The sequence below is a fragment of the Paenibacillus sp. NPDC058174 genome, assembly GCF_042883865.1.
Taxonomy (GTDB): Bacteria; Bacillota; Bacilli; order Paenibacillales; family Paenibacillaceae; genus Pristimantibacillus.
Genome location: NZ_JBHVUY010000001.1, coordinates 1,482,860 through 1,504,456, shown reverse-complemented (window position 1 = coordinate 1,504,456; position 21,597 = coordinate 1,482,860). Strand labels below are relative to the sequence as shown.

Sequence of the window (21,597 nt, the reverse complement as noted above, 5' to 3'; positions counted from 1 at the left end):
TTCCTGATTCCTATTATAGCTTATATTTTTTTGATTTTATTCCAGATTCGCAACGAGGAAGAGACGCCATCGATAACGGCACTAGCCAGTGAATGGGAGGTGTCCTGCCGCTCTCTGCCGGATTCCAGGGCTGCCGGGCGGTCATCCGCTTTAATTGAAGAGACGACGCTGGCCGCCGATTGCTTGATGACGCCTGTGAAGCTGTGAAGCGCTTGTCCAATATCATTTACGGTAGTAAATACGACGTCTAATGCACTTAATTTGCCGCGGACGTCCAGCGTCATCGCATTCGTATTATGAATCATCTCTTTCACGTCTACTGTAATTTGAGAGACATCCGTTCGCAGCTGTCCAACGGTCAGCCGCAGTTCGTCGAGCGTTGCTTTCAGCACTTTCATCGTCTGGATAACGGAGTACATGAGGATGATGAAGGCGACGGCGATAACGGCAACGCAAATTTGAATGAATAGATCCATTTGTGCATCACTTCCTCTTTTTTCATTAGTTACCCGCAGGGAAAGGTTTTGAAACAGCAAGAATTAGGAGGCAGTTGGTGGTATACTGGAAGGACAAGTCTGGACTATGAAGGAGAAGCTATGTTTCGGAATATGAAGTTCAATATCCGCACCAAAATTGCAATCGGATATTTCCTGATCATTTGTTGTCTCGGAGTAGCTATAGTAGTCGTGACCGACCGTATCTCCGCTTTGCAGAATGAAGTGGAGACGATAACGAGCCGGGATATCGACATTCATAATTTCATTGCATCCATTCAATATGATGCGATAAGCATGGAATCCGGCCAGCGCGGCTATATTTTGACCGGGGATGAAGCGTACTTGTCGCCCTATAATAAAGGGAAATCCCAATGGGAGGCCAATTATAACAGCCTCTATGCATTTCTGGCCAATGATCCCGCCAGGCAGCGGGACTTGGAAGAAATCAAGCTGACGATCGTGAATTGGATCAACACGGCTGCCGAGCCTACCATTACGATGAAAAAGCAAAACCGGACGAATGATATCGTTGCCTTTTTTCAGGAGGATGTCGGGAAAACGTATATCGATCAGCTGAGAAGCCAGTTCGAATCGTTAAGAAGTAAACAAATTCAAACGACGAAGCTGCATATCGTTGCGTTGGAAAACCGCAATCAATTGTTGACTATTGGCATTTATATCATGCTTATTATCGTTACGGTCATCGCTTTCATGATCGTTGCAGTCGTCTCCGGCTCCATTGTCAAGACGATTAAGCAGGTGGCTAGAACGATTACCGAAATTGCTTCGGCCGGCGGAGATTTAACCGCTAGAATCAAGGTGAACACGAGGGATGAAATTAAGGAGCTCGGCGATGCAACCAACCGCCTGCTTGCGAGCCTGGAATCGCAAAGCTGGATTCAGACGAAGGTGGCCGAAGTGGCCACGATGAATCAGGGCATTAATGACTTAACGACGCTGGCGGAGTCTTTTCTAACGAGAGTGGCTCCAATGGTTAATGCTTCTTACGGAGTGTTTTATTTGCGGAAGGGCTCTGGCAGCCAGCAGCTGCTGGTCAAAACAGCCTCTTACGCCAGCTATGGCGACGAGAAGGGCATAGCGAGCTTTCGGATGGGAGAGGGGCTCGTCGGACAATGCGCGCTGGAGAAGCGTGTCTTTCTGCTCAATCAGCCGGAGAACCATTCTGCAATCATTACTTCAGCGCTGGGTACTATAGAGCCGCAGAGTATTCTAATTGTTCCGATTGAATTCGAAGATAAAGTGGAGGCCGTCATCGAATTTGCTTCGATACAGCCGTTCACTGCACAGCATTTGAAGCTGCTGGAGGAAATTGAGAAGGACTTCGGCATTGCGGTTAACAATGTGACGGGCCGGATGGAGGTCGAAAGGCTGCTAAGCGAGTCTCAAGTGCTGACGGAAGAGCTTCAGGCACAGACCGAGGAGCTGCAGACGCAGTCGGAGGAGCTCCAAATGCAGCAGGAAGAAATGAAAATGACGACCGAGCATCTGGAGGAGCAGAACCTGTTCGCCGAGCAGAAGACGAAAGAGCTGGAGAAGGCGAAGCGGGAGCTGGAAATTTATTCGGAGAAATTAAAGCAAAGCAGCCAGTACAAAACGAATTTTTTGGCGAACATGTCGCATGAGCTGCGAACACCGTTGAACAGCATATTGATCCTATCGCAGCTGCTCACTGAGAATGAGCACGCTCATTTAAGCGAAGATGAAGCAGGCTATGCCAGTGTTATCCATACATCGGGCCAGGACTTGCTGAAGCTGATCGACGATATTTTGGATTTGTCGAAAATCGAGGCGGGCAAGGTTATTCTGACGGTAGACGAAGTTAATTTGACGGAAATACCGGAGCTGATAAAGCCTGTATTTGATCCCATTGCTGCTCAGAAAGGGCTGGCGTTCAATGTTCATGCCGAGCCTGGACTTCCAAATCTATGGCAGACAGATGGGCAAAGGCTGCAGCAGATATTGAACAATTTATTGTCCAATGCATTCAAATTTACCGAAAGCGGTTCAGTGGAACTGAAGCTAGCGTTGGCTGATCCCATTAAGGCGGGCCAACTGCGGAAGGGGCAGGACGGCGATGCATGGCTGGCTATTTCGATAACGGATACGGGCATTGGTATTCCTGCCGACAAGCAGCAGCTTATATTCGAAGCGTTCCAGCAGGTGGACGGCGAGACAAACCGTCAGTATGGCGGTACAGGACTGGGACTGTCCATTTGCAATGAGTTTGCTAAGCTACTGGGCGGCAGCATTCAACTGGAGAGTGAGCTTGGCAACGGCAGCACCTTTACGCTTTATTTGCCTCGGATGAACCGTGATGCTGTCACGGAAATGATGAGCGCCAGCCAGGAAGCGACGATAGCTGCCGATTATGCTCGTACACATGAATATGAGGCATCTCTCCAGGCAGATCTGAATCCGTTGGGGACGGAACAAGGGGAAGCATCGATTTTCAGCGGGAAAAGGGTACTGCTTGTAGAGGACGACGCAAGGAATGTATATGCGCTGTCGAGTGCGCTGGAGCAGCAAAACATCGAAGTGACGGTAGCGGGCAACGGCAAGCGCTGTATGGACATTTTGGAGCAGGACAAAGATTTTGATCTGGTGCTTATGGACATTATGATGCCTCTTATGGACGGCTTCGAGACGATGCGGGAAATTCGCAAGCAGCCGCTTCTGCAAGAGCTGCCGATCATCGCGCTGACGGCGAAAGCGATGAAGAGCGACCGGGAAAAATGTCTGGAGGCGGGAGCTTCGGATTATATTAGCAAGCCGATCCAGATAGAGCAGCTATTCTCTCTAATGAGAGTATGGCTGACGAAGCAGGTGGGCAAATGAGTGAGTCTGATTTCATAGAACCTAGCCATGAACTAGAGGAAAATGAAGAGGAACAGCAGCATCATTTGGAGGAGATCGAAATTCAGCTGCTGCTGGAGGGCATTTATCTCGCTTACGGCTATGATTTCCGCCACTATTTACGCTCCTCAATCCACAGAAGAGTGCGCAGCCGCGTCAATCTCGACAATTTGCCGTCGATAACGGCTCTCTTGGATAAAGTGCTGCATGAGCCCGAGTATTTTCATCTGCTGGCCAATGATTTTTCGATTAAAGTAACCGAGATGTACCGGGATCCTCATTTTTTTCGGCTGTTTCGAGATCAGGTTGTTCCACTCTTACGCAATAAATCTGAAATTCGGATTTGGCATGCGGGCTGCTCGACCGGTGAGGAAGTGTACTCGATGGCTATTTTGCTGCTGGAAGAGGGGCTGCTTCACCGGACGAAACTTTATGCGACGGATATGAATGAACAGGCGATCCAGAAAGCGAAGCTGGGGAAATTTCCGCTTAAGCGTATGCAGTCTTTTACGAAAAACTATTTGCAGGCAGGCGGAGTGAAGGAGTTTTCTTCCTACTACACGACAGACCGGGAGTACGCAATCTTTCATCCGGAGCTTGCCGATCACATCGTATTTGCCCAGCATAACCTGGCTACGGACAGTACGTTTAATGAGTTTCATGTCATCCTTTGCCGCAATGTGCTTATTTATTTCGATGCCACACTGCAGCAACGCGTACATCAGCTGTTCTATGAGAGCCTGGGGGAAGGCGGCATTTTGGGATTAGGCAGCATGGAGTCTTTGCTGGCCGCCTATAAGCCAAGCTATGAAGAGCTTGCCCCGGCGGAACGGATATTTCGCAAACGATAAGCGGGAAATCAAAAAGAGGGTGACCCTAGGAGCCTGTCTATGGCTTCAGGGTCACCCTCTTAATTACGAGGAAGGCGCGTCCAAATATTTGGTCAGCACAACTTCCGTTCCATGGTCAATCGCAATGACATCCACTTCGTCCATCAGCGCTTGCATGAGATAAAGCCCTAATCCGCCAACACGCAAATCGCCGACTTCGTCAGCTTGAATCGGTGATGCTCCGTTAATGGCGTCCGAATAAACAAAAGGAGGACCCTCATTGCTGATTCTTATGGTCAAAGAGGTCTCGTCAGACAGGAAGGAGATCGAGATCATGCTGTCAGGCTGAGCACCATGAAGCACCGCATTATTGCATGCTTCTGATACGGCGACCTTCATATCTTCGATGGCTTCGTAAGAAAATCGCAGCTTGGAAGCCAAGCCATAAAGGCAAACCCGGACAATATCGATATAATCTGCATGAGCAGGGATTTGCAGCCGAATTTCACTCATGCCTTATTCTCGGTCCCTTCCGTCAAATAGGCAGAAATGCCGGTTAGATCAAACAGCCGCTTAATCGAAGGCGGAATATGTTGTACGGCGAAAGGGGCATTCAAGCCGTCGCGGATTTTCAGGACGGATACGATAATGCCAATGCCGGTACTGTCAATATACGTTAAATCCTGCAGATTCAGGATGAGCGCCCGATCCGTCTGATGGACGACCGGTTCCAGCACCGCTCTCAGTTGAGGAACGACGGACAAGTCCAATTCTCCGCGTAACGATAATAAATAAGCATTCGTTGTTTCTTGTTGTTCAATCTGAAACGGTTCGACTCTCATTCATTTCACTCCGGTCTCAATAGTTTAATAAATCATACCAAATCGATTGCAAGATGCACAAGCGCAAGGCAGCATTGCAGCTGCCTTGCTATACAGAAGCGATATGATAATAGGCAATCGATTGCAGCTTACCCGTATCCGGGTCGATAAACAGCTTAAGCAGCGCTTCACCCCGTTGAAAGACGATCCCGTCCTCCGCGATAAAGTCCGGCTCGCCAAGCGCTTCCTTGATGGCAGCCTCCGTTGCCGACAATTCATTATCGTCTATCTGGAGTTTATTTGCGCCCCCGGCAATCTCGACATAATCAAACCATCCGTCACGGAATGCAATATCCATGTCTGGATATTCGTAAACTTGCAGCTCCGGCAGCCATTCATCCTGCACAACGCTTTGCGGCTGGCCGAGCTTGTCTGCCACAGCGGCCGGATCATCGTCGAGTGTAAGTCCGTTCACGGAATGAAGCGGGTATGGCTCTCCCTTACTTGCCTGCAAAGGGGGCATGGAAGCGGATGCCGGTAGTTGGCTGACAAGCGCGCCTAACAGACAACCAATCAGAATGATATTCTTCATATGCAATTCCTCCCGCAGCGTAATGGGTTGCTGTTAACTACTTAACCCGTTCTGCTCCGCTTGAAACAATTATTCCGGAATCATTGCTTTGGTCTGCAGCCTGACGAGGCAAATATCATCTTTTTGAATACCGTTGCAAGGCTCGGGAACGATGGTTCGTACGAGTTCATTGGGCTCTGTTTGACGTCCATCGGCGAACTGCTTGACGAGCCGCCCGATCGGAATCTCTTTGCCGTTGTCTATAGCATCGGTTAGACCGTCCGTATACAGTGTGATAGCAACCTCTTGATCGTAATGGAGCTCTTTTTTTTCGACGTTCAAGCTGTCAAACAAGCCAATTGCCCCGCAGCTTTGCTCCAGCAGAACTGTTTCGCCATCAACGAAGGCGACGCCGGTCGGATGACCCGCATTGACGTATTCCATCGTTTTACGCTCCGTATCCAGCACCAGATAGATCGCCGTAAAATAATAATTGATCAGCTCATCCTTCATATGAAGCTGATTCATATACCGGTTCAGCTCCAGCATCACCTGCTCCATATCGGAAATGCGGGTAATCGTGTCCCGCAGCACGGAAGAGATGTACATGCACACAAGGGAGGAGGAGATGCCATGTCCCATCATATCCAGCAAAATAACGCCGTAACGATGCTTATCGATGCGGTACCAGGCATAGAAATCGCCCGCCAGCTCTGATGAGGGCTGATAGGCAGCATAGATCGAGACATTCTCATCGTCGATCGGCTTGCTTAACACGCTAAGCTGAACCTGCTTGGCAAGCTCCAGCTTATACTTCATCCGTTTGTCCCGCTCTTTATGCCAGTCGATTTCTTTCTTCAGCCGCAGCGCCGAACGGATACGGGCCAGCAGCTCCATCCGATTGATTGGCTTCATGACGTAATCGCTCGCGCCGGCATCCAGAGCCTCTGCCATCTTGTTGGAGTCGCCGACAGCAGTAACGAAAATAATCGGCACATCCTTATAACGTGCGTCCTTCTGAATGACCCGGCAAGCTTCAAGACCGTCAATGTCCGGCATCATCATGTCCATGAGAATCAATTCAACATCGGGTTCTCTCATGACGGCGGAATGGATGCCCAGCATCTCGTAAAGCTCGTGAGCGGAAGAAGCGGTTTTCAGCTGGGAGTAACCGGCTTTGTTTAATATTGTTTTAATAATGAGCTGATTAGTGGCATTGTCGTCTACGATTATGATGCTCATAGAAAGGCCCCTTTGGATTGGAATCTGTCTTCTTACTATATCATAGTACAAAGACCTACCCCGGGAGGATAGGTCTTTGCTCCGGAAATGGATTTGGAAGGGGACTAAATCATATAGTGCGGATAGTAGTAGACGGCAGGGTCAAATTCATCTCCGGCATATTCCCGTCCGCCCCAAGCGATGACCAGAATTTTGTCGCGGTCCATTTCCGATTCGAGATGCTCGGCATACTGCTTAGAGATGCCAAGCGATCTCATCTTGGCACGAAGCTCGTCGCCGCTGGAGCGGAAAATGTTGGCGATTGCCGTGCCTAATCCTTCCGCAGATACGCCGATTTTCTCCGCGTCCGTATTGTCGGCGATGCGGGCCGTCCGGTCTTTGTCATGGGTCAATACGAAAATGTTGTCTTTCAGGTAGCCCTCCCGCTGGAAGCGGTAAACCTGCTCTTGAACCTCAACAATGCTGTTCACTGTGTGCACCTTCGTCTGAGTCGTTGTTTGTGTTGTCATTGTAATTCCTCCTCATAGGATTGATTAGTTAGTTGCGCCTGTTACGGTTATTGCGGTTAAACTCGTCGTCTTCCCAGAATAAGCGATGCAATGAAAAGAACGATGAAGACGATAAACAAGATCTTGGCTATTCCCGCCATGGCGGAAGCTATGCCGAGAAAACCGAATATGCCTGCGACGATTGCGAAGATGAAAAATAATAATGCCCATCCCAACATTGGAACCACCTTTCTTTCTGTTTAAGTTGCCTCTGTGTTGTGGTGTTGCTTGCTTTGTATTAACCGCTAGGGTGCAAGTTGAAACTATTTTCTTAGCGCTCTATAAAAAAATAGCCTCCATCCCGTTCAGGATGAAGGCTATTTGAGGTTAAACATTCTATTCATAAGTCATGAATCTACAATTACTTATAGGAACCTTCGAACACGACTTCGCTTAGCGATTTACGGCCGCTTGGTACTTCTCTTTCTTGAATCGGAACAGGCAGGCTGCTCTTATCGCCCTGGTAGCCAATCGCAATAACGGCATGAAGCTCATATTGCTCCGGCAAATTCAAGGCTGCTTTCGCTTGCTGACGGTTAAATCCGCCAATCGCGTGTGTTACCAGTCCTTTGAGCGTCGCTTCAAGCGCCAAATGTCCCCATGCTGTTCCTGCATCAAAGGCATGTGCGCCGTTCGGATCGCCATTCTCGCGTTTGGAATCGGAAGCAACGAGTACGAGCACAGGCGCTTTTGTAGCCCAAATCTGGTTGAATTCACCCAAAAAATTATGGAATACAGCGAGCTGCTCTTCTGTCTTAGCCACTACAAACCGCCATGGCTGATCATTAAAAGAGGAAGGTGCCCAATGAGCGGCTTCCAAAATCGCGTTTAAATCTTCGTCCGCCACTTTGCGGCTGTCATAGGCGCGCGGCGACCAGCGATTGAGAAACAAGGAGGATACACCATGCTCGGCGTTGCGATGAGACTGTACAGCTTCAGAAACCTGTTCTACAATATGGGTCATTTAAGACACACCTTTCCAATGGGAATTATTTGTTTTATTCTATTCTAGCATTTTGATTTTGATAAAACAAGATTACCTATTATGTACCGGTTACAGCGAATAAAGCAATCGGTTTATCCATTGAGATGAATCACATTCCTTCATATTAAAGTAATCTCCTGAATAAAGGCTAGCAATTATGAGTCGCATTTTTGACTTGAAGAATAACTGTTTCAATGCAGCCTGAATCGTTTAAGAGAATGTACAATCGCATAACCAAATTAGAGAAGGATGGTGTTCATCGATGGAAAAACATACGGTTCATGTTAATGGCATCGATATGGTCTATGAAGAGTGCGGCAGCGGCAACAAAAAAACGGTTATTTTACTGCACGGCTTCTGCGGTTCTTCTCGTTACTGGCATAAAGTTTGTCCTTTGTTAAGTGATAACTATCGCATTATTATGCCGCAGCTTCGCGGCCACGGCGAGACAACCGCCCCTGAAGGTGCTTATACAATGGAACTGATGGCAGACGATGTTTTATGCCTGATGGACAAGCTCGGCATACACAAAGCATCACTGTTTGGCCATTCTCTGGGCGGGTATATTACGCTTGCCTTTGCAGACCAGTATCCCCACCGGCTTGCAGGACTTGGTCTCATTCACTCGACAGCACTTCCGGATTCGGAGACGATGAAGCAGAAGCGTCTGGAAGATATTGATACAATTCGCGAAGGCGGAATCGCTGCCTATATCAGCGAGCTCATTCCGAAGCTGTTTTTGGAATCAAAGCGCGAAGAAAAGCAAGAGGATGTGGATGAATTCATTAGGGCAGGCAAGCGGATGAAGCCCGAGGGGGCGATTCATACGCTTGAAGGGATGATGCAGCGTCCGGATCGAAGCAAAGTGCTGGCGAAAGCGAACTTTCCGATATTGCTGGTCGCGGGTGCAAAGGATGATGTTATTTCACCGATTGCGACATTTTCCCTGACGGAATCGGGCGCCTACAAGTCGACGTACGATTACCCGCATATTTCGGAAAATACGTTTGAAGGCGTCGCGCATATGAGTCTGGTGGAGGCGCCGGATCAGTTGTCCCGTGTGATCGCAAACTATTTGAAAACGCTTAATGAGAAGGAAACGGTACGGACAAAATAACCGCTAGCGGATTGCGCCGCCGGGTTCGGGATGGATGGAATACTCCCGAACCCGGCGGCGTTGTTCATAGACTGCGAGAAATCGCAATAATTGGAGCTTTGGAGCGCGGCATTAGTATGTAAGCGCTTTTCCGTATGCTTTCTAATCCGAATTGAACGAAAAACGAATTAAAGCAGGTTTTACATTAGTTGGCTGCAGGCGTAATATTAGTCCGTAATCAATCGAATAGGGTTCAATTCTAATCGCTAAATTTCCGTTCAGGAAAACGGGGGAACCAATCATGATGCGGCTTCATTTGAAGCTGTGCCATACGGGGTGAATCCTTATGCTTACCAGCATGGGGTAGGGCGACTCTCGCCGTCCGAATCCGTCAGCTAACTTCGTCAGCGTTGAATGAGAGAGGGTTGTGAACCGGTGTGAAAAACACAGGCTTCCTGCCTGTGTTTTTTGTATGCAAAAAAAGGGATACGTCGATTGGGGGATGGCGCGCTCTGGATTGTTCATTCAGGTAAAGGGAATTATAAAAAAACTAAACTATGCGGCGGTGAAAGAAGTGCTATCTTCCCTTAAACGATTTCTAATTGGAAGACCGTTAAAATCAACACAATTGGGCGAGCAAAAGCTGAACAAAACAAAAGCGCTCGCTATTTTATCTTCAGACGCGCTGTCATCTGTCGCTTACGGGCCGGAGCAAATCCTGATCGTACTCATGACAGTAGGCGCTGCAGCCTTCTGGTATTCGATTCCGATTGCCATCGGCGTGCTGGTGCTGCTGCTCGCTCTTATTTTGTCTTACCGGCAAATTATTTTCGCATATTCGCATGGCGGAGGCGCTTACGTCGTATCCAAGAACAATCTCGGGATGTTCTCCGGTCTTGTTGCCGGCGGCTCGCTGCTTGTCGACTATATATTGACCGTGGCCGTCAGCGTATCGGCGGGTACAGATGCGGTTACATCGGCTTTTCCAAGCCTGCATCCTTACAACGTGCCCATTGCTATTCTGTTCGTCCTGTTCATTACGACGCTTAATCTGAGGGGCGTAACGGAATCCGCATCCATATTAGCTTATCCCGTATATTTGTTCGTATTAGCATTGCTGATCTTGATTGGCGTTGGCCTCTTTAAAATATTGACGGGTCAAGTGTCACCGGAGCTGCATACTGCAATTGGAACGCCGGTTGCCGGTATTGGATTATTCCTTATCTTAAAAGCATTCGCCTCCGGCAGCTCGGCTTTGACCGGTGTTGAAGCAATATCGAATGCGATTCCGAACTTCAAACAGCCGTCACCGAATAATGCGGCCAAAACGCTAATCGCCATGGGCTCGCTGCTGGCTATTCTGCTCTCGGGCATTGTTTTTCTGGCCTATTATTACGGCATTAGCCCGAGGGTGGAAGTAACCGTCGTATCGGATATTGCCGAGCAGGTATTCGGGCGCCACTTTATGTATTACTTCATCCAGGGAACGACAGCTTTAATTCTGATCCTGGCGGCCAACACCGGCTATTCAGCGTTTCCGCTGCTGGCTGTGAACTTGGCGAAGGATAAATTTATTCCGCGAATGTTCACGATTAGAGGAGACCGGTTGGGCTATTCCAACGGCATCATTAGTCTGGGACTGCTCTCGATTCTGCTTATTCTGGCATTCGAGGGACGTACCGATCAGTTGATTCCGCTCTATGCAGTAGGCGTGTTTATTCCATTCACCCTGTCGCAAACGGGCATGATGGTGAAGTGGCTGCGGGAAAAACCAGCCGGCTGGGTGCCGAAGTTCATTATCAATACGACGGGAGCGTTAATCAGCTTACTCGTCAGCCTGATGTTTTTTCTGACGAAGTTCGGTCAAGTCTGGCCGATTCTGGTGTTCCTGCCGCTTATTCTCTGGTTCTTTTACCGGATTAGAAAGCATTATGAGGCTGTTGCCGATCAGCTGCGGATAACGACCTGCGAGCCGGCTATTCCAATTGAAGGCAATGTCATCATCGTGCCCGTAGCGGGAATTACTCATGTCGTCGAAAATTCTTTAAATTATGCAAAATCATTGTCTGCGCATCAAATTATTGCCGTCCACATTCCGTTTGAGCGGGAGGAGGAAGCGATCTTTGAGGAGAAATGGAGCAAGTGGCAGCCCGATGTGAGGCTGGTTACACTGCATTCCCCTTATCGGAGCCTGATCGAGCCGCTGACTAAATTTATCGATACGGTACAGCGCAAAGCGGGAGAAGCGAACTATCAGGTCACAGTCATTATTCCGCAGTTCATTCCGAAGAAGGCATGGCATAACATTTTGCACAACCAATCCAGCTTTTTGCTGCGGGCTCACTTGCTGTTCAGGCGGGACGTTATCGTAACGACAGTTCCTTATCATTTAAAGAAATAAAGCAAACAAAAAAACGGGCCGCAGCAAAAGTCTGCGATCCGTTTTTTTAACGTACATATTAAGCTTGCGGCTTAGGCGGACGCGGGCGTTTCTGCTTGAACCGGGGGGCAACATAGTTGCGCTTGCGGTCGCGGAAAAAAATCCAGCCGCCGATAAAGCCGACCCCGGCGAGGAACATGACGAGTCCGAGCAGAAAGCTAAGCCATTGAAAGTCGGGAACGACGGCATCATTGCCGAATTCGGAAAAGTAATGAAACAAATCATTTTTCATCCGAAGAAAGCCAAAGCAGGCAAGCAAGCCTGGAATGACAAGAAATAGGACGGCGATCAAACGGGCAGCTACCAATTTCATGAAACGCTATTCTCCTTGTGACTATGTAATAGCATTATGATACCTTTTTCACCGGAGACTGTCTATTTCAGTTAAGGGGCAGCCGCAAATAGGGATGAAAATAACTATGAAAAAAGGTACAATAGGTGAAGTGACCATACGTAAATGAGTGGAGGTAATCATAGATGGCGATACAAGTAGATGTAGCAATTCTTGGCGGCGGCGTAGGCGGATACACAGCAGCGATTCGCGCTGCGCAATTGGGTAAAAGCGTGGCACTCGTAGAGGCGGACAAGCTGGGCGGCACCTGTCTTCATAAAGGGTGCATACCAAGCAAATCGCTGCTTCGCAGTGCGGAAGTATATGCGACGCTGCTCGAAGCGGATACATACGGCATTACTTTACAAGAGGGCGCGGTTGCGCTCGACTTTGCCAAAGTGCAGGGACGCAAGGAAGCGACAGTTGACCAGCTCTATAAAGGGCTGCAGCATTTGATGAGAAAGAACGGCATTCAAGTTATTCAAGGCAAGGGACGAGTGATCGGCCCTTCGATATTCTCCCCCCGCAGCGGCTCGCTTGCGGTAGAGCTGGCGGACGGAGAGATGGAGTCGGTCGTGTCAACCAATCTCATCCTTGCGACAGGCTCCAGGCCGCGGACGCTGCCAGGTATTACACTTGACGGGGAAACGATTCTGACTAGCGATGACGCGCTGCGGATGGAAGAGCTGCCGGAATCGATCCTGATTGTCGGAGGCGGAGTGATTGGTGTCGAGTGGGCTTCGATGCTGCAGGACTTTGGCGTTCAGGTGACGCTCGTAGAGTCCGGTATTCGATTGCTCCCTGGGGAAGATGCGGAAGTTTCAGCCGAGCTGACCCGATTGCTCAAGCGCCGGGGCGTTCGCGTGCTGACAAGCGTACAATTAATTACAGAGGAGCTGGCAGCCGGCGAGGGCGGCATAACGGTTCCTGCTGAGACATCGGACGGCAAGGTGCTGCTGACGGCGGACAAACTGCTGCTTTCCGTAGGCCGCCAGGCGAATATCGAAGGCATCGGCCTCGAAAATACCGATATTAAAACGAAGGACGGCTTTATTCACGTCAATGAATTTGGCCAGACGAGCGAGCCGCATATTTATGCGATCGGCGATGTGATCGGCGGCGTTCAGCTGGCTCATGCGGCAGCCCATGAAGGCCTGCATGCGGCGGAGCATATCGCCGGCGAGAAAAAAGCAGCTGTGCCTGCTCATCTCATCCCGCGCTGCATCTATTCCCGGCCTGAGATTGCCTCTTACGGCTTAACGGAGGACGGCGCAAGAACGAAAGGCTATGATGTGAAGACGGGCAAAATTCCGTTCCAAGCGATTGGCAAAGCGATTGTTCTTGGCGAGACTGACGGCTTCGTTAAAGTAATCGCTGATCGTAAAACCAATGACATTCTAGGCGTTCATATGATTGGCGCTCATGCGACGGACTTAATATCGGAAGCGGCGCTGGCGGGCGTGCTTGATGCGACGCCATGGGAAGTCGGAAGCATGATTCACCCGCATCCAACGCTGTCAGAGGCGCTTGGCGAAGCGATGCTGGCGGTTGACGGCAAGGCGCTCAACTTCTAATTTTGCACAGTCCCATGATAAGTGCAGGTTAAATCTATTACATTTGTCAGGTTTTCTTTTTCGCCTGAATGGGTTTATAATATATAACATCAAGTCTTAGTACCTGGTTATAAATGTAGGTTAAAGGAGGCATTCCTCATGACCCAATCCGGATCAACCAAACAAACTTTTCAACATACGGAATTAGGCCTTTCACATGAGCAAGCCATAGAAATGTATGCCACCATGCAGCTCGCCAGAAAATTTGACGAGCGCAATTTATTGCTGCAGCGGGCAGGCAAAATCAATTTCCACGTGTCCGGCATCGGACAAGAGGTCGCACAGGTTGCAGCCGCATTTGCGCTGGACCGGGAGAAAGACTATTTCCTGCCGTACTATCGGGATTACGGCTTTGTCTTGGCCGTTGGCATGACGGTTAAGGAACTGATGCTTTCGGTATTTGCCAAAGCGGAGGACCCGAACAGCGGCGGCCGCCAAATGCCGGGCCACTTCGGCAGCAAGAGGCTGCGCATCGTAACGGGCTCCAGCCCGGTGACGACGCAGGTGCCGCATGCCGTAGGCATCGCGCTCTCTGCCAAGATGAAGAAGCAGCCGGTCGTTACCTTCGTCACGTTTGGCGAAGGCTCAAGCAATCAAGGCGACTTTCATGAGGGCTGCAATTTCGCAGGCGTTCATAAGCTGCCGGTCATTCTGATGTGTGAGAACAATCAGTATGCGATTTCGGTACCTGCACACAAACAATTAGGCGGACGTGTGGCGGACCGCGCAATCGGCTACGGATTCCCGGGCATTCGCGTGGACGGCAACGATGCGCTTGAAGTATATCGAATTGTGAAAGAAGCCCGTGAGCGTGCCATTGCCGGCGAAGGGCCAACGCTTATTGAAGCGATGATGTACCGTCTGTCGCCGCATTCCACTTCTGATAATGATCTGGCTTACCGGACGAAGGATGAAGTGGACGAGAACCGGTCGAAGGACGGCATTCCAAAATTCAAGCAATATTTGATCGATTGCGGCATTTGGGATGAAGAGCGCGACGCGGAGCTGCTTGCGGCGATCCGCAAGCAAGTGGATGAAGCGACCGAATATGGCGACAGAGCGCCGTTCCCGGCGCCTGAGTCGGTACTGCACCATGTGTATGCCGATGATGCCGGTCAAGGGGAGGGATAACGGATGGCCGTTATGGAATATATTGATGCAATTCGTCTTGCGATGAAGGAAGAGATGGAGCGGGACGAGGATGTATTCGTGCTTGGCGAGGATGTTGGCGTTAAGGGCGGCGTGTTCACGACAACGAAAGGGCTTCAAAATCAGTTTGGAGAATTGCGCGTAATGGATACGCCGCTGGCAGAATCGGCGATTGCAGGCGTTGCGATTGGCGCGGCTATGTACGGCATGAAGCCGATTGCGGAAATGCAGTATTCGGACTTCATGTTCCCGGCGACGAACCAGATTATTAGCGAAGCGGCCAAAATCCGTTACCGCTCAAATAACGACTGGAGCTGTCCGGTCGTCATCCGTGCGCCAATCGGCGGCGGTATCTTCGGCGGCTTGTATCACTCGCAATGTCCGGAGTCGGTGTTCTTCGGAACGCCTGGCCTGAAGATCGTTGCGCCTTACCGGGCATACGATGCCAAAGGGCTGCTGAAAGCGGCCGTTCGCGACCCGGACCCCGTCATCTATTTCGAGAACAAGAAGAGCTATAAGCTCATTACCGGCGAAGTGCCGGAAGACGATTATATCGTGCCGATCGGCAAGGCCAACGTGCTTCGCGAAGGCGAAGACATTACGGTCATCGGGTACAGCATGCCGCTCCTGTTCGTGGAGCAAGCAGCTGAGGAGCTGGAGAAGGAAGGCATCAGCGCTCATATTCTCGATTTGCGTACGATTCAGCCGCTGGATAAAGAAGCGATTCTTGAAGCGGTACGCAAGACAGGCAAAGTGCTGATCGTTCACGAAGACAATAAAACCGGCGGCGTAGGCGCTGAAGTGTCAGCAATTATTGCGGAAGAGCTTCTGTTCGAGCTGGACGCCCCGATTCAAAGACTTTGCGCACCGGATGTGCCGGCAATGCCGATCAATCCGCCGGGCGAGAAGTTCTATATGCTGAATAAAGAAAAAGTGTTGGAAGCAATGCGCAATCTAGCATTATTTTAAGTTAAAAACCGCATGGCAGACCGGAAGTATTCGCATGTTTACCAGACTGCGGGTTGGGAGATGGATGTTTAATGAAGGTAGAGAAGGAAATCGTCATACCGCAGCTTGCCGAATCGCTCGTATCCGCGACAATTGACAAGTGGCTGAAGCAGCCCGGCGATCATGTCGATCTATATGAACCGATTTGCGAGTTAATAACTGACAAAGTCAGTGCGGAGCTGCCTTCCACGGTATCCGGCACGCTGACTAAAATCGTCGTCGGAAGCGGAGAAACGGTACCGGTGGGCACCGTCGTCTGTTATATTGCGACGGAGAGCGATGAAGCAGCGCCTGCAGCATCGGCTGCAGCTGCTGCAACTGGCCGACACGAAGACGGACCTTCCACGGAAGCCGCCGAAGAGGGAGGCTCTATGCGCAACCGCTATTCCCCTGCGGTACAGACGCTTGCTGCTGAGCATGGCGTCCGGTTGGCTGACGTGACTGGGACAGGCATGGGGGGACGCATTACGCGCAAGGACGTGCTTGCCTATGTCGCTTCCGGCGTCCCAAGTGAGAGCAGCGTCGATATCTCGAAAGCGGATGTACGTTCTTCGGGCCTGCATCTGGCGGAAACGCCGCGCATCCCGACTGTACAGCCGACCGAGCAGGGACGCGGCGAGGATTACATCGATGTTACGCCGATTCGCGGCGCGATTGCCCGCAATATGAAGCAAAGCGTTACGGAAATTCCTCATGGCTGGATGATGATCGAGGTGGATGTGACGAATCTGGTTGCTCTGCGCAACAAGCTGAAGGATGAATTTATGAAACGGGAAGGCGTCAATCTGACCTACCTCGCTTTTGTCCTGAAGGCGGTCGTCAATGCGATCAAGGATTTCCCGATTATCAACTCCATGTGGGCTGCCGACAAAATTATCGTGAAGCGGGATATTAATATTTCGCTGGCGGTGGGTACAGAGGAATCGGTAGCAACGCCGGTCATTAAAAATGCCGACCACAAAACGATTGCCGGACTTGCCAAAGAAATCGACGATTTGGCCCGCCGCGGGCGAGAAGGCAAACTGACGCTGTCCGATATGCAGGGCGGTACGTTTACCGTCAACAATACAGGTTCGTTTGGTTCCATTATTACGAATCCGATTATTAACTATCCGCAGGCGGCTATCATTACATTCGAATCGATCGTGAAGCGTCCTGTTGTCATTAATGATATGATTGCGATACGTTCGATTGCGAATATGTGCTTCTCGCTTGATCACCGTATTCTGGACGGCATCATTTGCGGCCGTTTCCTGCAGCGTGTGAAGGATAATTTGGAGAGCTTCAATACGGATACGAAGCTGTATTAAGCGAAGCTATAGTCTGAAAGACAGAAATGGGGTATACAGATGACTGACGCAGCTAAGCAGCATGGCGCGAGGACGACACTGGAAGCCCGTTATATTTCGCTGATCGATTATGCCCAGGCTTGGGATTTGCAAAAATCGATCGTAGCGCAAGTTGATAAGGAGGAGCGTCCAGAGACGCTTCTCCTTCTTCAGCATCCCCCTACTTATACGCTTGGCTCGGATCGCCATCCGGAGCACTTGCTCCTGGATGAAGAGCAACTGAAGGAACGGGGTATAACGGTATTCGAGATTGACCGGGGCGGCGATATTACCTATCACGGGCCGGGTCAATTAGTTGGTTATCCGCTGCTGTTTCTTCAAGCAGAAGGACTTGATTTGCATGGCTATCTGCGAAGCGTGGAGCAGGTTCTCATTAATTGGCTGGCCGAGTACGGTATAGAAGCGGGAAGAAAACCTGAATATACCGGTGTCTGGGTTGGCGATGAGAAGATTGCGGCAATCGGGGTAAAATTCAACCGTTCCCGGGGGCGGAAAGGCTTCATTACGTCACACGGCTTTGCCTTGAATATTGAATCGGGCATCGGCCAGACGGGGTTTAGCGGTATTATCCCATGCGGGATTGAACAGTATGGCGTAACGTCGTTTAACGATTTAACGGGGAAGAATATGACGGTGGCCCAAGCGGCACGGGAAATCGTGCCGCATTTCAGCTCTGTATTTAAGTATGGGCAGCATACACTAGTAGAAGAGCCAGCCGAGTGAGGCAATAACCGTGGATAGCAGAACCGCGCCTGCGACAATCATCGCTACGAGGCGGATCATTTTCTGTGAGTTCATCTTAAAGCGCTCCTTTCCTGAGATTGGACGTGCTTCTTTAAACAAGTCTATTCTATTTTAAACGAAAACGGCGAAGGAGGAAATGGCTGTGGTCAATGAGGAACGAATTGTGAAGGAGTTCATGGAGCTGGTGCAGGTCGACAGCGAGACGAGACATGAGCAGGAAATCAGCCGCGTGCTTCGCAAAAAATTCGAAGAGCTGGGTCTTACTGTAGAAGAGGACGATGCAGCGGCCCGAACCGGGCATGGCGCAGGCAACCTGTTTCTGCTGCTGGAGCCGTCCGGCGCCGAGTCTGCACCAACGATATTGTTCACCTGTCATATGGATACCGTAACGCCCGGCGTTGGCATTAAGCCGCAGCTGGACGATGACGGGTATATCCGCAGCGATGGCACGACCATTCTGGGCGCTGACGACAAAGCCGGAATAGCTGCGCTGCTGGAGGCCATTCGGGTGCTGAAGGAGCAGCAAATTCCGCATGGGCGCATTCAGTTCGTCATTACGGTTGGCGAGGAATCCGGTCTAGTAGGCGCTGCGGCAATTGATCCGGCGAGACTGCTGGCGGATTTCGGCTATGCGATCGACTCGAACGGCGCAATTGGCGATATCGCGATCGCCGCTCCTGCACAAGCGAAGGTAACGATTAAGCTGCATGGCAAGTCTGCGCATGCCGGCGTCAATCCGGAGGATGGCATAAGCGCTATTCAAGTGGCCTCCAAAGCGATCAGCCGGATGCCGCTTGGCCGGATCGATAAGGAAACGACGGCCAATATCGGACGTTTCGAGGGCGGGGGCGCAACGAACATCGTCTGCGACTTCGTGCGGCTGGATGCGGAGGCGCGGAGTATCGTGCAGGAGAAATTAGAGCGCCAGCTGGATGCGATGCGTGAAGCGGTAGAGAGTGCAGCTAAAGATTGCGGTGCGAAAGGCGAGTTTGAGAGCAGCATCGTATATCCGGCCTATGCGCATGACGAGCAGTCGCATGTCGTGCAAGTGGCGCAAGCTGCCGCTCGAGCGATTGGCTTGGAGCCGCGCGGCTTTCATTCCGGCGGCGGCAGCGACGCCAATATTTTCAACGGACTGGGGCTGCCTACCGTCAATCTAGCTGTCGGCTATGAGCATATCCATACGACCAAAGAACAAATAAAGGTATCGAATCTGGTCAAAGTTACCGAGCTTGTCGTCTCTGTCATTCAACAAGCGGCAAAGGGCTAAACTTGTTTGATATGACAAAAAGGCTTCCCGTCCATGCGTGAGCACGGGGCGGAGAAGCCTTTTTTTATTGGATCCAGCATTATGGTCACTACTCTTGTTTCGCTGCCAGCAGCTTGCGAAGTGTCTGTTCTGGGGCGTGAGTGGCGGTCAGCTTGCGAAGCTTGTGACGTACTTCCCAGGCCTTTCCTACCAATCGAAGCTCTTTGCCGCTCATATATTGTTTCATCCTTATCGCACCCCTCGTCATTTGATATAATGATAACTATGTCCAGAGCGGACAAGTTATACCCATTAAATGCAATGAATACATCAAGGATTTGAAAAATAAGGAGCGGATTGAATTGGGACAAGATGAGCTGAAGCAATGGCGCGAAGAGACGGTAAGCACGGAATCTATTTTTGACGGGAAAATTATTTCGTTGCAAGTAGATACGGTTGCACTGCCTGACGGCAAGACGGCAACGAGAGAAATCGTGAAGCATCCGGGCGCTGCAGCTGTCATGGCGCTGCTGGACGGCAAGCTGCTTGTCGTGGAGCAGTTCCGCAAGCCGCTCGAGAAATTCCAGATCGAAATTCCGGCCGGCAAGCTTGATCCCGGAGAAGATCCGGCAGTTGCCGCTGCGCGCGAGCTGGAGGAGGAGACTGGCTATCGGGCAGAGGAGCTGAAGCTTGTCAGCGCCTTCTATACGTCGCCAGGGTTCGCTGACGAGAAGCTGTATCTGTATTTTGCCGACAAGGTCGTTCCTGGTACTTTAAATCCGGATGAGGATGAATACTTGGAGATCGAGGCCATTACGCTGGAGCAAGCGGAGGCCTATATCGCTGAAGGACGCATCAGCGACGCGAAGACAATACTGGCTGTATACGCCTGGAAGCTGTACCTGGCAAACGGCAGCATCTAATAGATTAGGTAGGGCAAGCTCCCGTCATAGAAATGGACATCGGATCATACAATGAACGTATATCTTGTCCGAAGGGAGTGGCTGATTTTGCGCACCGCTATGCTGCAGGGAAATGGCAGAAATCCGATTACGCTGTATGTTTTTGTCGCGGTATTATTCGTTGTGGGCGTCATTTTTGGCGGGCTGATGGTTCAAGCGCTGACGCTGGAGCAGCAGCAGGATCTGGCCTCCAACGTCAATCAATATATTCATTTGGTCAATAACGGAACCGTTGCGGACGAGGCCCATTCCTTCTGGGAACGGTTTATGTTTTACGGCAAATGGCTACTGCTGCTGTGGTTGCTTGGCATAACGGTAGTCGGGATTCCTTTTGTGCTGGCGCTTGATTTTCTAAAAGGGGTGCTTGTTGGCTTCTCCATTGGCACTTTAATTAGCCAGCATGCCTGGGAAGGACTGCTGTTCTCGCTTGTTTCCGTAGCGCCGCCGAATCTGATCGTCGTTCCCGCTCTGATGGTGGCGAGCGTCGCTGCCATCTCGTTTTCGACATATGTCATCAAAAACCGGCTGTTCCAGCAAAAAGGCAGTCTGGCGCCGCAAATAGCAGCTTTTTCATCAACCGCGCTGCTTATGCTTATTCTGCTCGCTGGCGCGGCGCTGCTGGAAGCCTACGTTTCGCCTGTTCTGATGCAGTGGGTAGCCCCGATGATGACAGCAGCCGACTCGGCGTTATAAAGCCAAAACGTTTGACTTTTTCCGCCATTAACCCCTATAATGAAAGCAAACCGGAAGTTGGCGCAGACATGTGGTAGGGGGGAAATCATGGAAGCCCGGATTGAGAAGATCAAACAACAGTTGCAGTCGCAGGGCTACAAATTAACCCCGCAGCGTGAGGCAACAGTTCGAGTATTGCTCGAAAACGAAGACGATCATTTGAGTGCAGAAGACGTATTCATGCTCGTTAGAGACAAAGCGCCGGAAATCGGTCTAGCTACCGTTTACCGGACATTGGAGCTGTTGAGCGAAATGCATGTGGTGGAGAAGCTGAACTTTGGCGACGGCGTTGCCCGTTACGACTTGCGTACGGACAGCAGCAAACACCACCATCATCACTTGATATGCGTGCAGTGCGGATCTATGGATGAGATCAAAGAGGATTGGCTTTTGCCGCTTGAAGAGCGCCTTGAGCAGGAGTTCGGCTTTACCGTACTCGATCACCGACTTGATTTCCAAGGCATTTGCCACCGCTGCAACGCAAAAAACGACAAACCTAACGAACAATAAACGGCTTTGCTGCCCAGTTAACTGGACGGCGAGCCGTTTTGGCGTT

General features: G+C 50.5%; 24 protein-coding genes and 1 riboswitch. Of the genes, 13 read left to right on the top strand and 11 right to left on the bottom strand.

Annotated features, from left to right (window positions below; all coding sequences use genetic code 11):
* Positions 1-20: 20 nt before the first annotated feature.
* The gene (locus ACFVVF_RS06855) at positions 21-476 is read right to left on the bottom strand and encodes a DUF948 domain-containing protein (RefSeq protein ID WP_387806613.1); all 456 of its coding nucleotides are present in this window, start codon (positions 474-476) and stop codon (positions 21-23) included.
* 132 nt (positions 477-608) lie between these two features.
* Between ACFVVF_RS06855 and ACFVVF_RS06850 the strand changes: the two genes are divergently transcribed.
* Positions 609-3,353, top strand: coding sequence for a response regulator (locus ACFVVF_RS06850; protein ID WP_387806611.1), 2,745 nt, complete (start codon positions 609-611; stop codon positions 3,351-3,353).
* Complete coding sequence (locus tag ACFVVF_RS06845; RefSeq protein ID WP_387806609.1) at positions 3,350-4,222, top strand: CheR family methyltransferase; 873 nt, start codon at positions 3,350-3,352, stop codon at positions 4,220-4,222. The genes ACFVVF_RS06850 and ACFVVF_RS06845 overlap by 4 nt, the downstream gene beginning before the upstream one ends.
* Before the next feature lie 63 nt (positions 4,223-4,285).
* Here ACFVVF_RS06845 and ACFVVF_RS06840 read toward each other — a convergent pair whose 3' ends face one another.
* The 7 genes from ACFVVF_RS06840 to ACFVVF_RS06810 form a co-directional block, all read right to left on the bottom strand.
* Positions 4,286-4,714: an ATP-binding protein gene (locus ACFVVF_RS06840; protein ID WP_387806607.1), complete on the bottom strand. Its 429-nt coding sequence runs from the start codon at positions 4,712-4,714 to the stop codon at positions 4,286-4,288.
* Positions 4,711-5,043 carry an STAS domain-containing protein gene (locus tag ACFVVF_RS06835; RefSeq protein ID WP_387806605.1) on the bottom strand — a complete coding sequence of 111 codons (333 nt, stop codon included), beginning with the start codon at positions 5,041-5,043 and terminating at the stop codon, positions 4,711-4,713. Before ACFVVF_RS06835 ends, ACFVVF_RS06840 begins: the two co-directional genes overlap by 4 nt.
* Before the next feature lie 88 nt (positions 5,044-5,131).
* Positions 5,132-5,614: a hypothetical protein gene (locus tag ACFVVF_RS06830; RefSeq protein ID WP_387806603.1), complete on the bottom strand. Its 483-nt coding sequence runs from the start codon at positions 5,612-5,614 to the stop codon at positions 5,132-5,134.
* A gap of 69 nt (positions 5,615-5,683) precedes the next feature.
* Positions 5,684-6,835 carry a SpoIIE family protein phosphatase gene (locus tag ACFVVF_RS06825; protein ID WP_387806601.1) on the bottom strand — a complete coding sequence of 384 codons (1,152 nt, stop codon included), beginning with the start codon at positions 6,833-6,835 and terminating at the stop codon, positions 5,684-5,686.
* Between the two features lie 104 nt (positions 6,836-6,939).
* Positions 6,940-7,344 carry a YflT domain-containing protein gene (locus tag ACFVVF_RS06820; protein WP_387806599.1) on the bottom strand — a complete coding sequence of 135 codons (405 nt, stop codon included), beginning with the start codon at positions 7,342-7,344 and terminating at the stop codon, positions 6,940-6,942.
* A gap of 56 nt (positions 7,345-7,400) precedes the next feature.
* Positions 7,401-7,562, bottom strand: a complete 162-nt coding sequence (locus ACFVVF_RS06815) for a DUF1328 domain-containing protein (protein ID WP_387806598.1) — start codon at positions 7,560-7,562, stop codon at positions 7,401-7,403.
* A 182-nt stretch (positions 7,563-7,744) separates the two neighbouring features.
* Positions 7,745-8,347 (bottom strand): nitroreductase family protein, encoded by a 603-nt coding sequence (locus ACFVVF_RS06810; RefSeq protein WP_387806597.1) that lies wholly within the window; start codon positions 8,345-8,347, stop codon positions 7,745-7,747.
* 283 nt (positions 8,348-8,630) lie between these two features.
* Between ACFVVF_RS06810 and ACFVVF_RS06805 the strand changes: the two genes are divergently transcribed.
* Positions 8,631-9,485: an alpha/beta fold hydrolase gene (locus ACFVVF_RS06805; RefSeq protein WP_387806595.1), complete on the top strand. Its 855-nt coding sequence runs from the start codon at positions 8,631-8,633 to the stop codon at positions 9,483-9,485.
* Between the two features lie 233 nt (positions 9,486-9,718).
* Positions 9,719-9,890: riboswitch (cyclic di-AMP (ydaO/yuaA leader) on the top strand.
* A 148-nt stretch (positions 9,891-10,038) separates the two neighbouring features.
* Complete coding sequence (locus ACFVVF_RS06800) at positions 10,039-11,865, top strand: APC family permease (RefSeq protein WP_387808876.1); 1,827 nt, start codon at positions 10,039-10,041, stop codon at positions 11,863-11,865.
* A 58-nt stretch (positions 11,866-11,923) separates the two neighbouring features.
* Here the strand turns inward: ACFVVF_RS06800 and ACFVVF_RS06795 are convergent, their stop codons facing one another.
* Positions 11,924-12,217 carry a DUF2627 domain-containing protein gene (locus tag ACFVVF_RS06795; RefSeq protein ID WP_387806593.1) on the bottom strand — a complete coding sequence of 98 codons (294 nt, stop codon included), beginning with the start codon at positions 12,215-12,217 and terminating at the stop codon, positions 11,924-11,926.
* Between the two features lie 164 nt (positions 12,218-12,381).
* On the opposite strand from ACFVVF_RS06795, the gene lpdA reads away from it, so the two are divergent.
* The 5 genes from lpdA (at position 12,382) to lipB (ending at position 18,077) form a co-directional block, all read left to right on the top strand.
* A complete protein-coding gene (gene lpdA / locus ACFVVF_RS06790) occupies positions 12,382-13,809 on the top strand; it encodes a dihydrolipoyl dehydrogenase (RefSeq protein ID WP_387806591.1) in 1,428 nt (475 codons plus the stop codon).
* Between the two features lie 138 nt (positions 13,810-13,947).
* A complete protein-coding gene (locus ACFVVF_RS06785; RefSeq protein ID WP_387806589.1) occupies positions 13,948-14,979 on the top strand; it encodes a thiamine pyrophosphate-dependent dehydrogenase E1 component subunit alpha in 1,032 nt (343 codons plus the stop codon).
* Between the two features lie 3 nt (positions 14,980-14,982).
* Positions 14,983-15,966, top strand: a complete 984-nt coding sequence (locus ACFVVF_RS06780; protein ID WP_387806587.1) for an alpha-ketoacid dehydrogenase subunit beta — start codon at positions 14,983-14,985, stop codon at positions 15,964-15,966.
* 71 nt (positions 15,967-16,037) lie between these two features.
* Positions 16,038-17,315, top strand: a complete 1,278-nt coding sequence (locus tag ACFVVF_RS06775; protein WP_387806585.1) for a dihydrolipoamide acetyltransferase family protein — start codon at positions 16,038-16,040, stop codon at positions 17,313-17,315.
* Between the two features lie 39 nt (positions 17,316-17,354).
* A complete protein-coding gene (lipB, locus tag ACFVVF_RS06770; protein WP_387806583.1) occupies positions 17,355-18,077 on the top strand; it encodes a lipoyl(octanoyl) transferase LipB in 723 nt (240 codons plus the stop codon).
* Here the strand turns inward: lipB and ACFVVF_RS29200 are convergent.
* A complete protein-coding gene (locus ACFVVF_RS29200; protein ID WP_483875023.1) occupies positions 18,054-18,152 on the bottom strand; it encodes a stressosome-associated protein Prli42 in 99 nt (32 codons plus the stop codon). The genes lipB and ACFVVF_RS29200 overlap by 24 nt on opposite strands.
* 82 nt (positions 18,153-18,234) lie before the next feature.
* Here ACFVVF_RS29200 and ACFVVF_RS06765 point away from each other — a divergent pair, with 82 nt between their 5' ends.
* Complete coding sequence (locus ACFVVF_RS06765) at positions 18,235-19,368, top strand: M20/M25/M40 family metallo-hydrolase (RefSeq protein ID WP_387806581.1); 1,134 nt, start codon at positions 18,235-18,237, stop codon at positions 19,366-19,368.
* An 88-nt stretch (positions 19,369-19,456) separates the two neighbouring features.
* On the opposite strand, the gene mciZ is transcribed toward ACFVVF_RS06765, so the two are convergent.
* Complete coding sequence (gene mciZ, locus ACFVVF_RS06760; RefSeq protein WP_387806579.1) at positions 19,457-19,594, bottom strand: Z-ring formation inhibitor MciZ; 138 nt, start codon at positions 19,592-19,594, stop codon at positions 19,457-19,459.
* 115 nt (positions 19,595-19,709) lie between these two features.
* On the opposite strand from mciZ, the gene ACFVVF_RS06755 reads away from it, so the two are divergent.
* The 3 genes from ACFVVF_RS06755 (at position 19,710) to fur (ending at position 21,551) form a co-directional block, all read left to right on the top strand.
* A complete protein-coding gene (locus ACFVVF_RS06755) occupies positions 19,710-20,270 on the top strand; it encodes an NUDIX hydrolase (protein ID WP_387806577.1) in 561 nt (186 codons plus the stop codon).
* 51 nt (positions 20,271-20,321) lie between these two features.
* The gene (spoIIM, locus tag ACFVVF_RS06750; protein ID WP_387806575.1) at positions 20,322-21,002 is read left to right on the top strand and encodes a stage II sporulation protein M; all 681 of its coding nucleotides are present in this window, start codon (positions 20,322-20,324) and stop codon (positions 21,000-21,002) included.
* 87 nt (positions 21,003-21,089) lie between these two features.
* Positions 21,090-21,551, top strand: coding sequence for a ferric iron uptake transcriptional regulator (gene fur / locus ACFVVF_RS06745; protein WP_042162640.1), 462 nt, complete (start codon positions 21,090-21,092; stop codon positions 21,549-21,551).
* The last annotated feature ends 46 nt before the right edge of the window (positions 21,552-21,597 follow it).

Excerpts from the sequence above, each read along its gene's own strand:
- ACFVVF_RS06855 (WP_387806613.1), bottom strand. The coding sequence starts at position 476 with ATGGATCTATTCATTCAAATTTGCGTTGCCGTTATCGCCGTCGCCTTC.
- ACFVVF_RS06850 (WP_387806611.1), top strand. The coding sequence starts at position 609 with ATGAAGTTCAATATCCGCACCAAAATTGCAATCGGATATTTCCTGATC.
- ACFVVF_RS06845 (WP_387806609.1), top strand. The coding sequence starts at position 3,350 with ATGAGTGAGTCTGATTTCATAGAACCTAGCCATGAACTAGAGGAAAAT.
- ACFVVF_RS06840 (WP_387806607.1), bottom strand. The coding sequence starts at position 4,714 with ATGAGTGAAATTCGGCTGCAAATCCCTGCTCATGCAGATTATATCGAT.
- ACFVVF_RS06835 (WP_387806605.1), bottom strand. The coding sequence starts at position 5,043 with ATGAGAGTCGAACCGTTTCAGATTGAACAACAAGAAACAACGAATGCT.
- ACFVVF_RS06830 (WP_387806603.1), bottom strand. The coding sequence starts at position 5,614 with ATGAAGAATATCATTCTGATTGGTTGTCTGTTAGGCGCGCTTGTCAGC.
- ACFVVF_RS06825 (WP_387806601.1), bottom strand. The coding sequence starts at position 6,835 with ATGAGCATCATAATCGTAGACGACAATGCCACTAATCAGCTCATTATT.
- ACFVVF_RS06820 (WP_387806599.1), bottom strand. The coding sequence starts at position 7,344 with ATGACAACACAAACAACGACTCAGACGAAGGTGCACACAGTGAACAGC.
- ACFVVF_RS06815 (WP_387806598.1), bottom strand. The coding sequence starts at position 7,562 with ATGTTGGGATGGGCATTATTATTTTTCATCTTCGCAATCGTCGCAGGC.
- ACFVVF_RS06810 (WP_387806597.1), bottom strand. The coding sequence starts at position 8,347 with ATGACCCATATTGTAGAACAGGTTTCTGAAGCTGTACAGTCTCATCGC.
- ACFVVF_RS06805 (WP_387806595.1), top strand. The coding sequence starts at position 8,631 with ATGGAAAAACATACGGTTCATGTTAATGGCATCGATATGGTCTATGAA.
- ACFVVF_RS06795 (WP_387806593.1), bottom strand. The coding sequence starts at position 12,217 with ATGAAATTGGTAGCTGCCCGTTTGATCGCCGTCCTATTTCTTGTCATT.
- lpdA (WP_387806591.1), top strand. The coding sequence starts at position 12,382 with ATGGCGATACAAGTAGATGTAGCAATTCTTGGCGGCGGCGTAGGCGGA.
- ACFVVF_RS06785 (WP_387806589.1), top strand. The coding sequence starts at position 13,948 with ATGACCCAATCCGGATCAACCAAACAAACTTTTCAACATACGGAATTA.
- ACFVVF_RS06780 (WP_387806587.1), top strand. The coding sequence starts at position 14,983 with ATGGCCGTTATGGAATATATTGATGCAATTCGTCTTGCGATGAAGGAA.
- ACFVVF_RS06775 (WP_387806585.1), top strand. The coding sequence starts at position 16,038 with ATGAAGGTAGAGAAGGAAATCGTCATACCGCAGCTTGCCGAATCGCTC.
- lipB (WP_387806583.1), top strand. The coding sequence starts at position 17,355 with ATGACTGACGCAGCTAAGCAGCATGGCGCGAGGACGACACTGGAAGCC.
- ACFVVF_RS29200 (WP_483875023.1), bottom strand. The coding sequence starts at position 18,152 with ATGAACTCACAGAAAATGATCCGCCTCGTAGCGATGATTGTCGCAGGC.
- ACFVVF_RS06765 (WP_387806581.1), top strand. The coding sequence starts at position 18,235 with ATGGCTGTGGTCAATGAGGAACGAATTGTGAAGGAGTTCATGGAGCTG.
- mciZ (WP_387806579.1), bottom strand. The coding sequence starts at position 19,594 with ATGAAACAATATATGAGCGGCAAAGAGCTTCGATTGGTAGGAAAGGCC.
- spoIIM (WP_387806575.1), top strand. The coding sequence starts at position 20,322 with ATGAACGTATATCTTGTCCGAAGGGAGTGGCTGATTTTGCGCACCGCT.
- fur (WP_042162640.1), top strand. The coding sequence starts at position 21,090 with ATGGAAGCCCGGATTGAGAAGATCAAACAACAGTTGCAGTCGCAGGGC.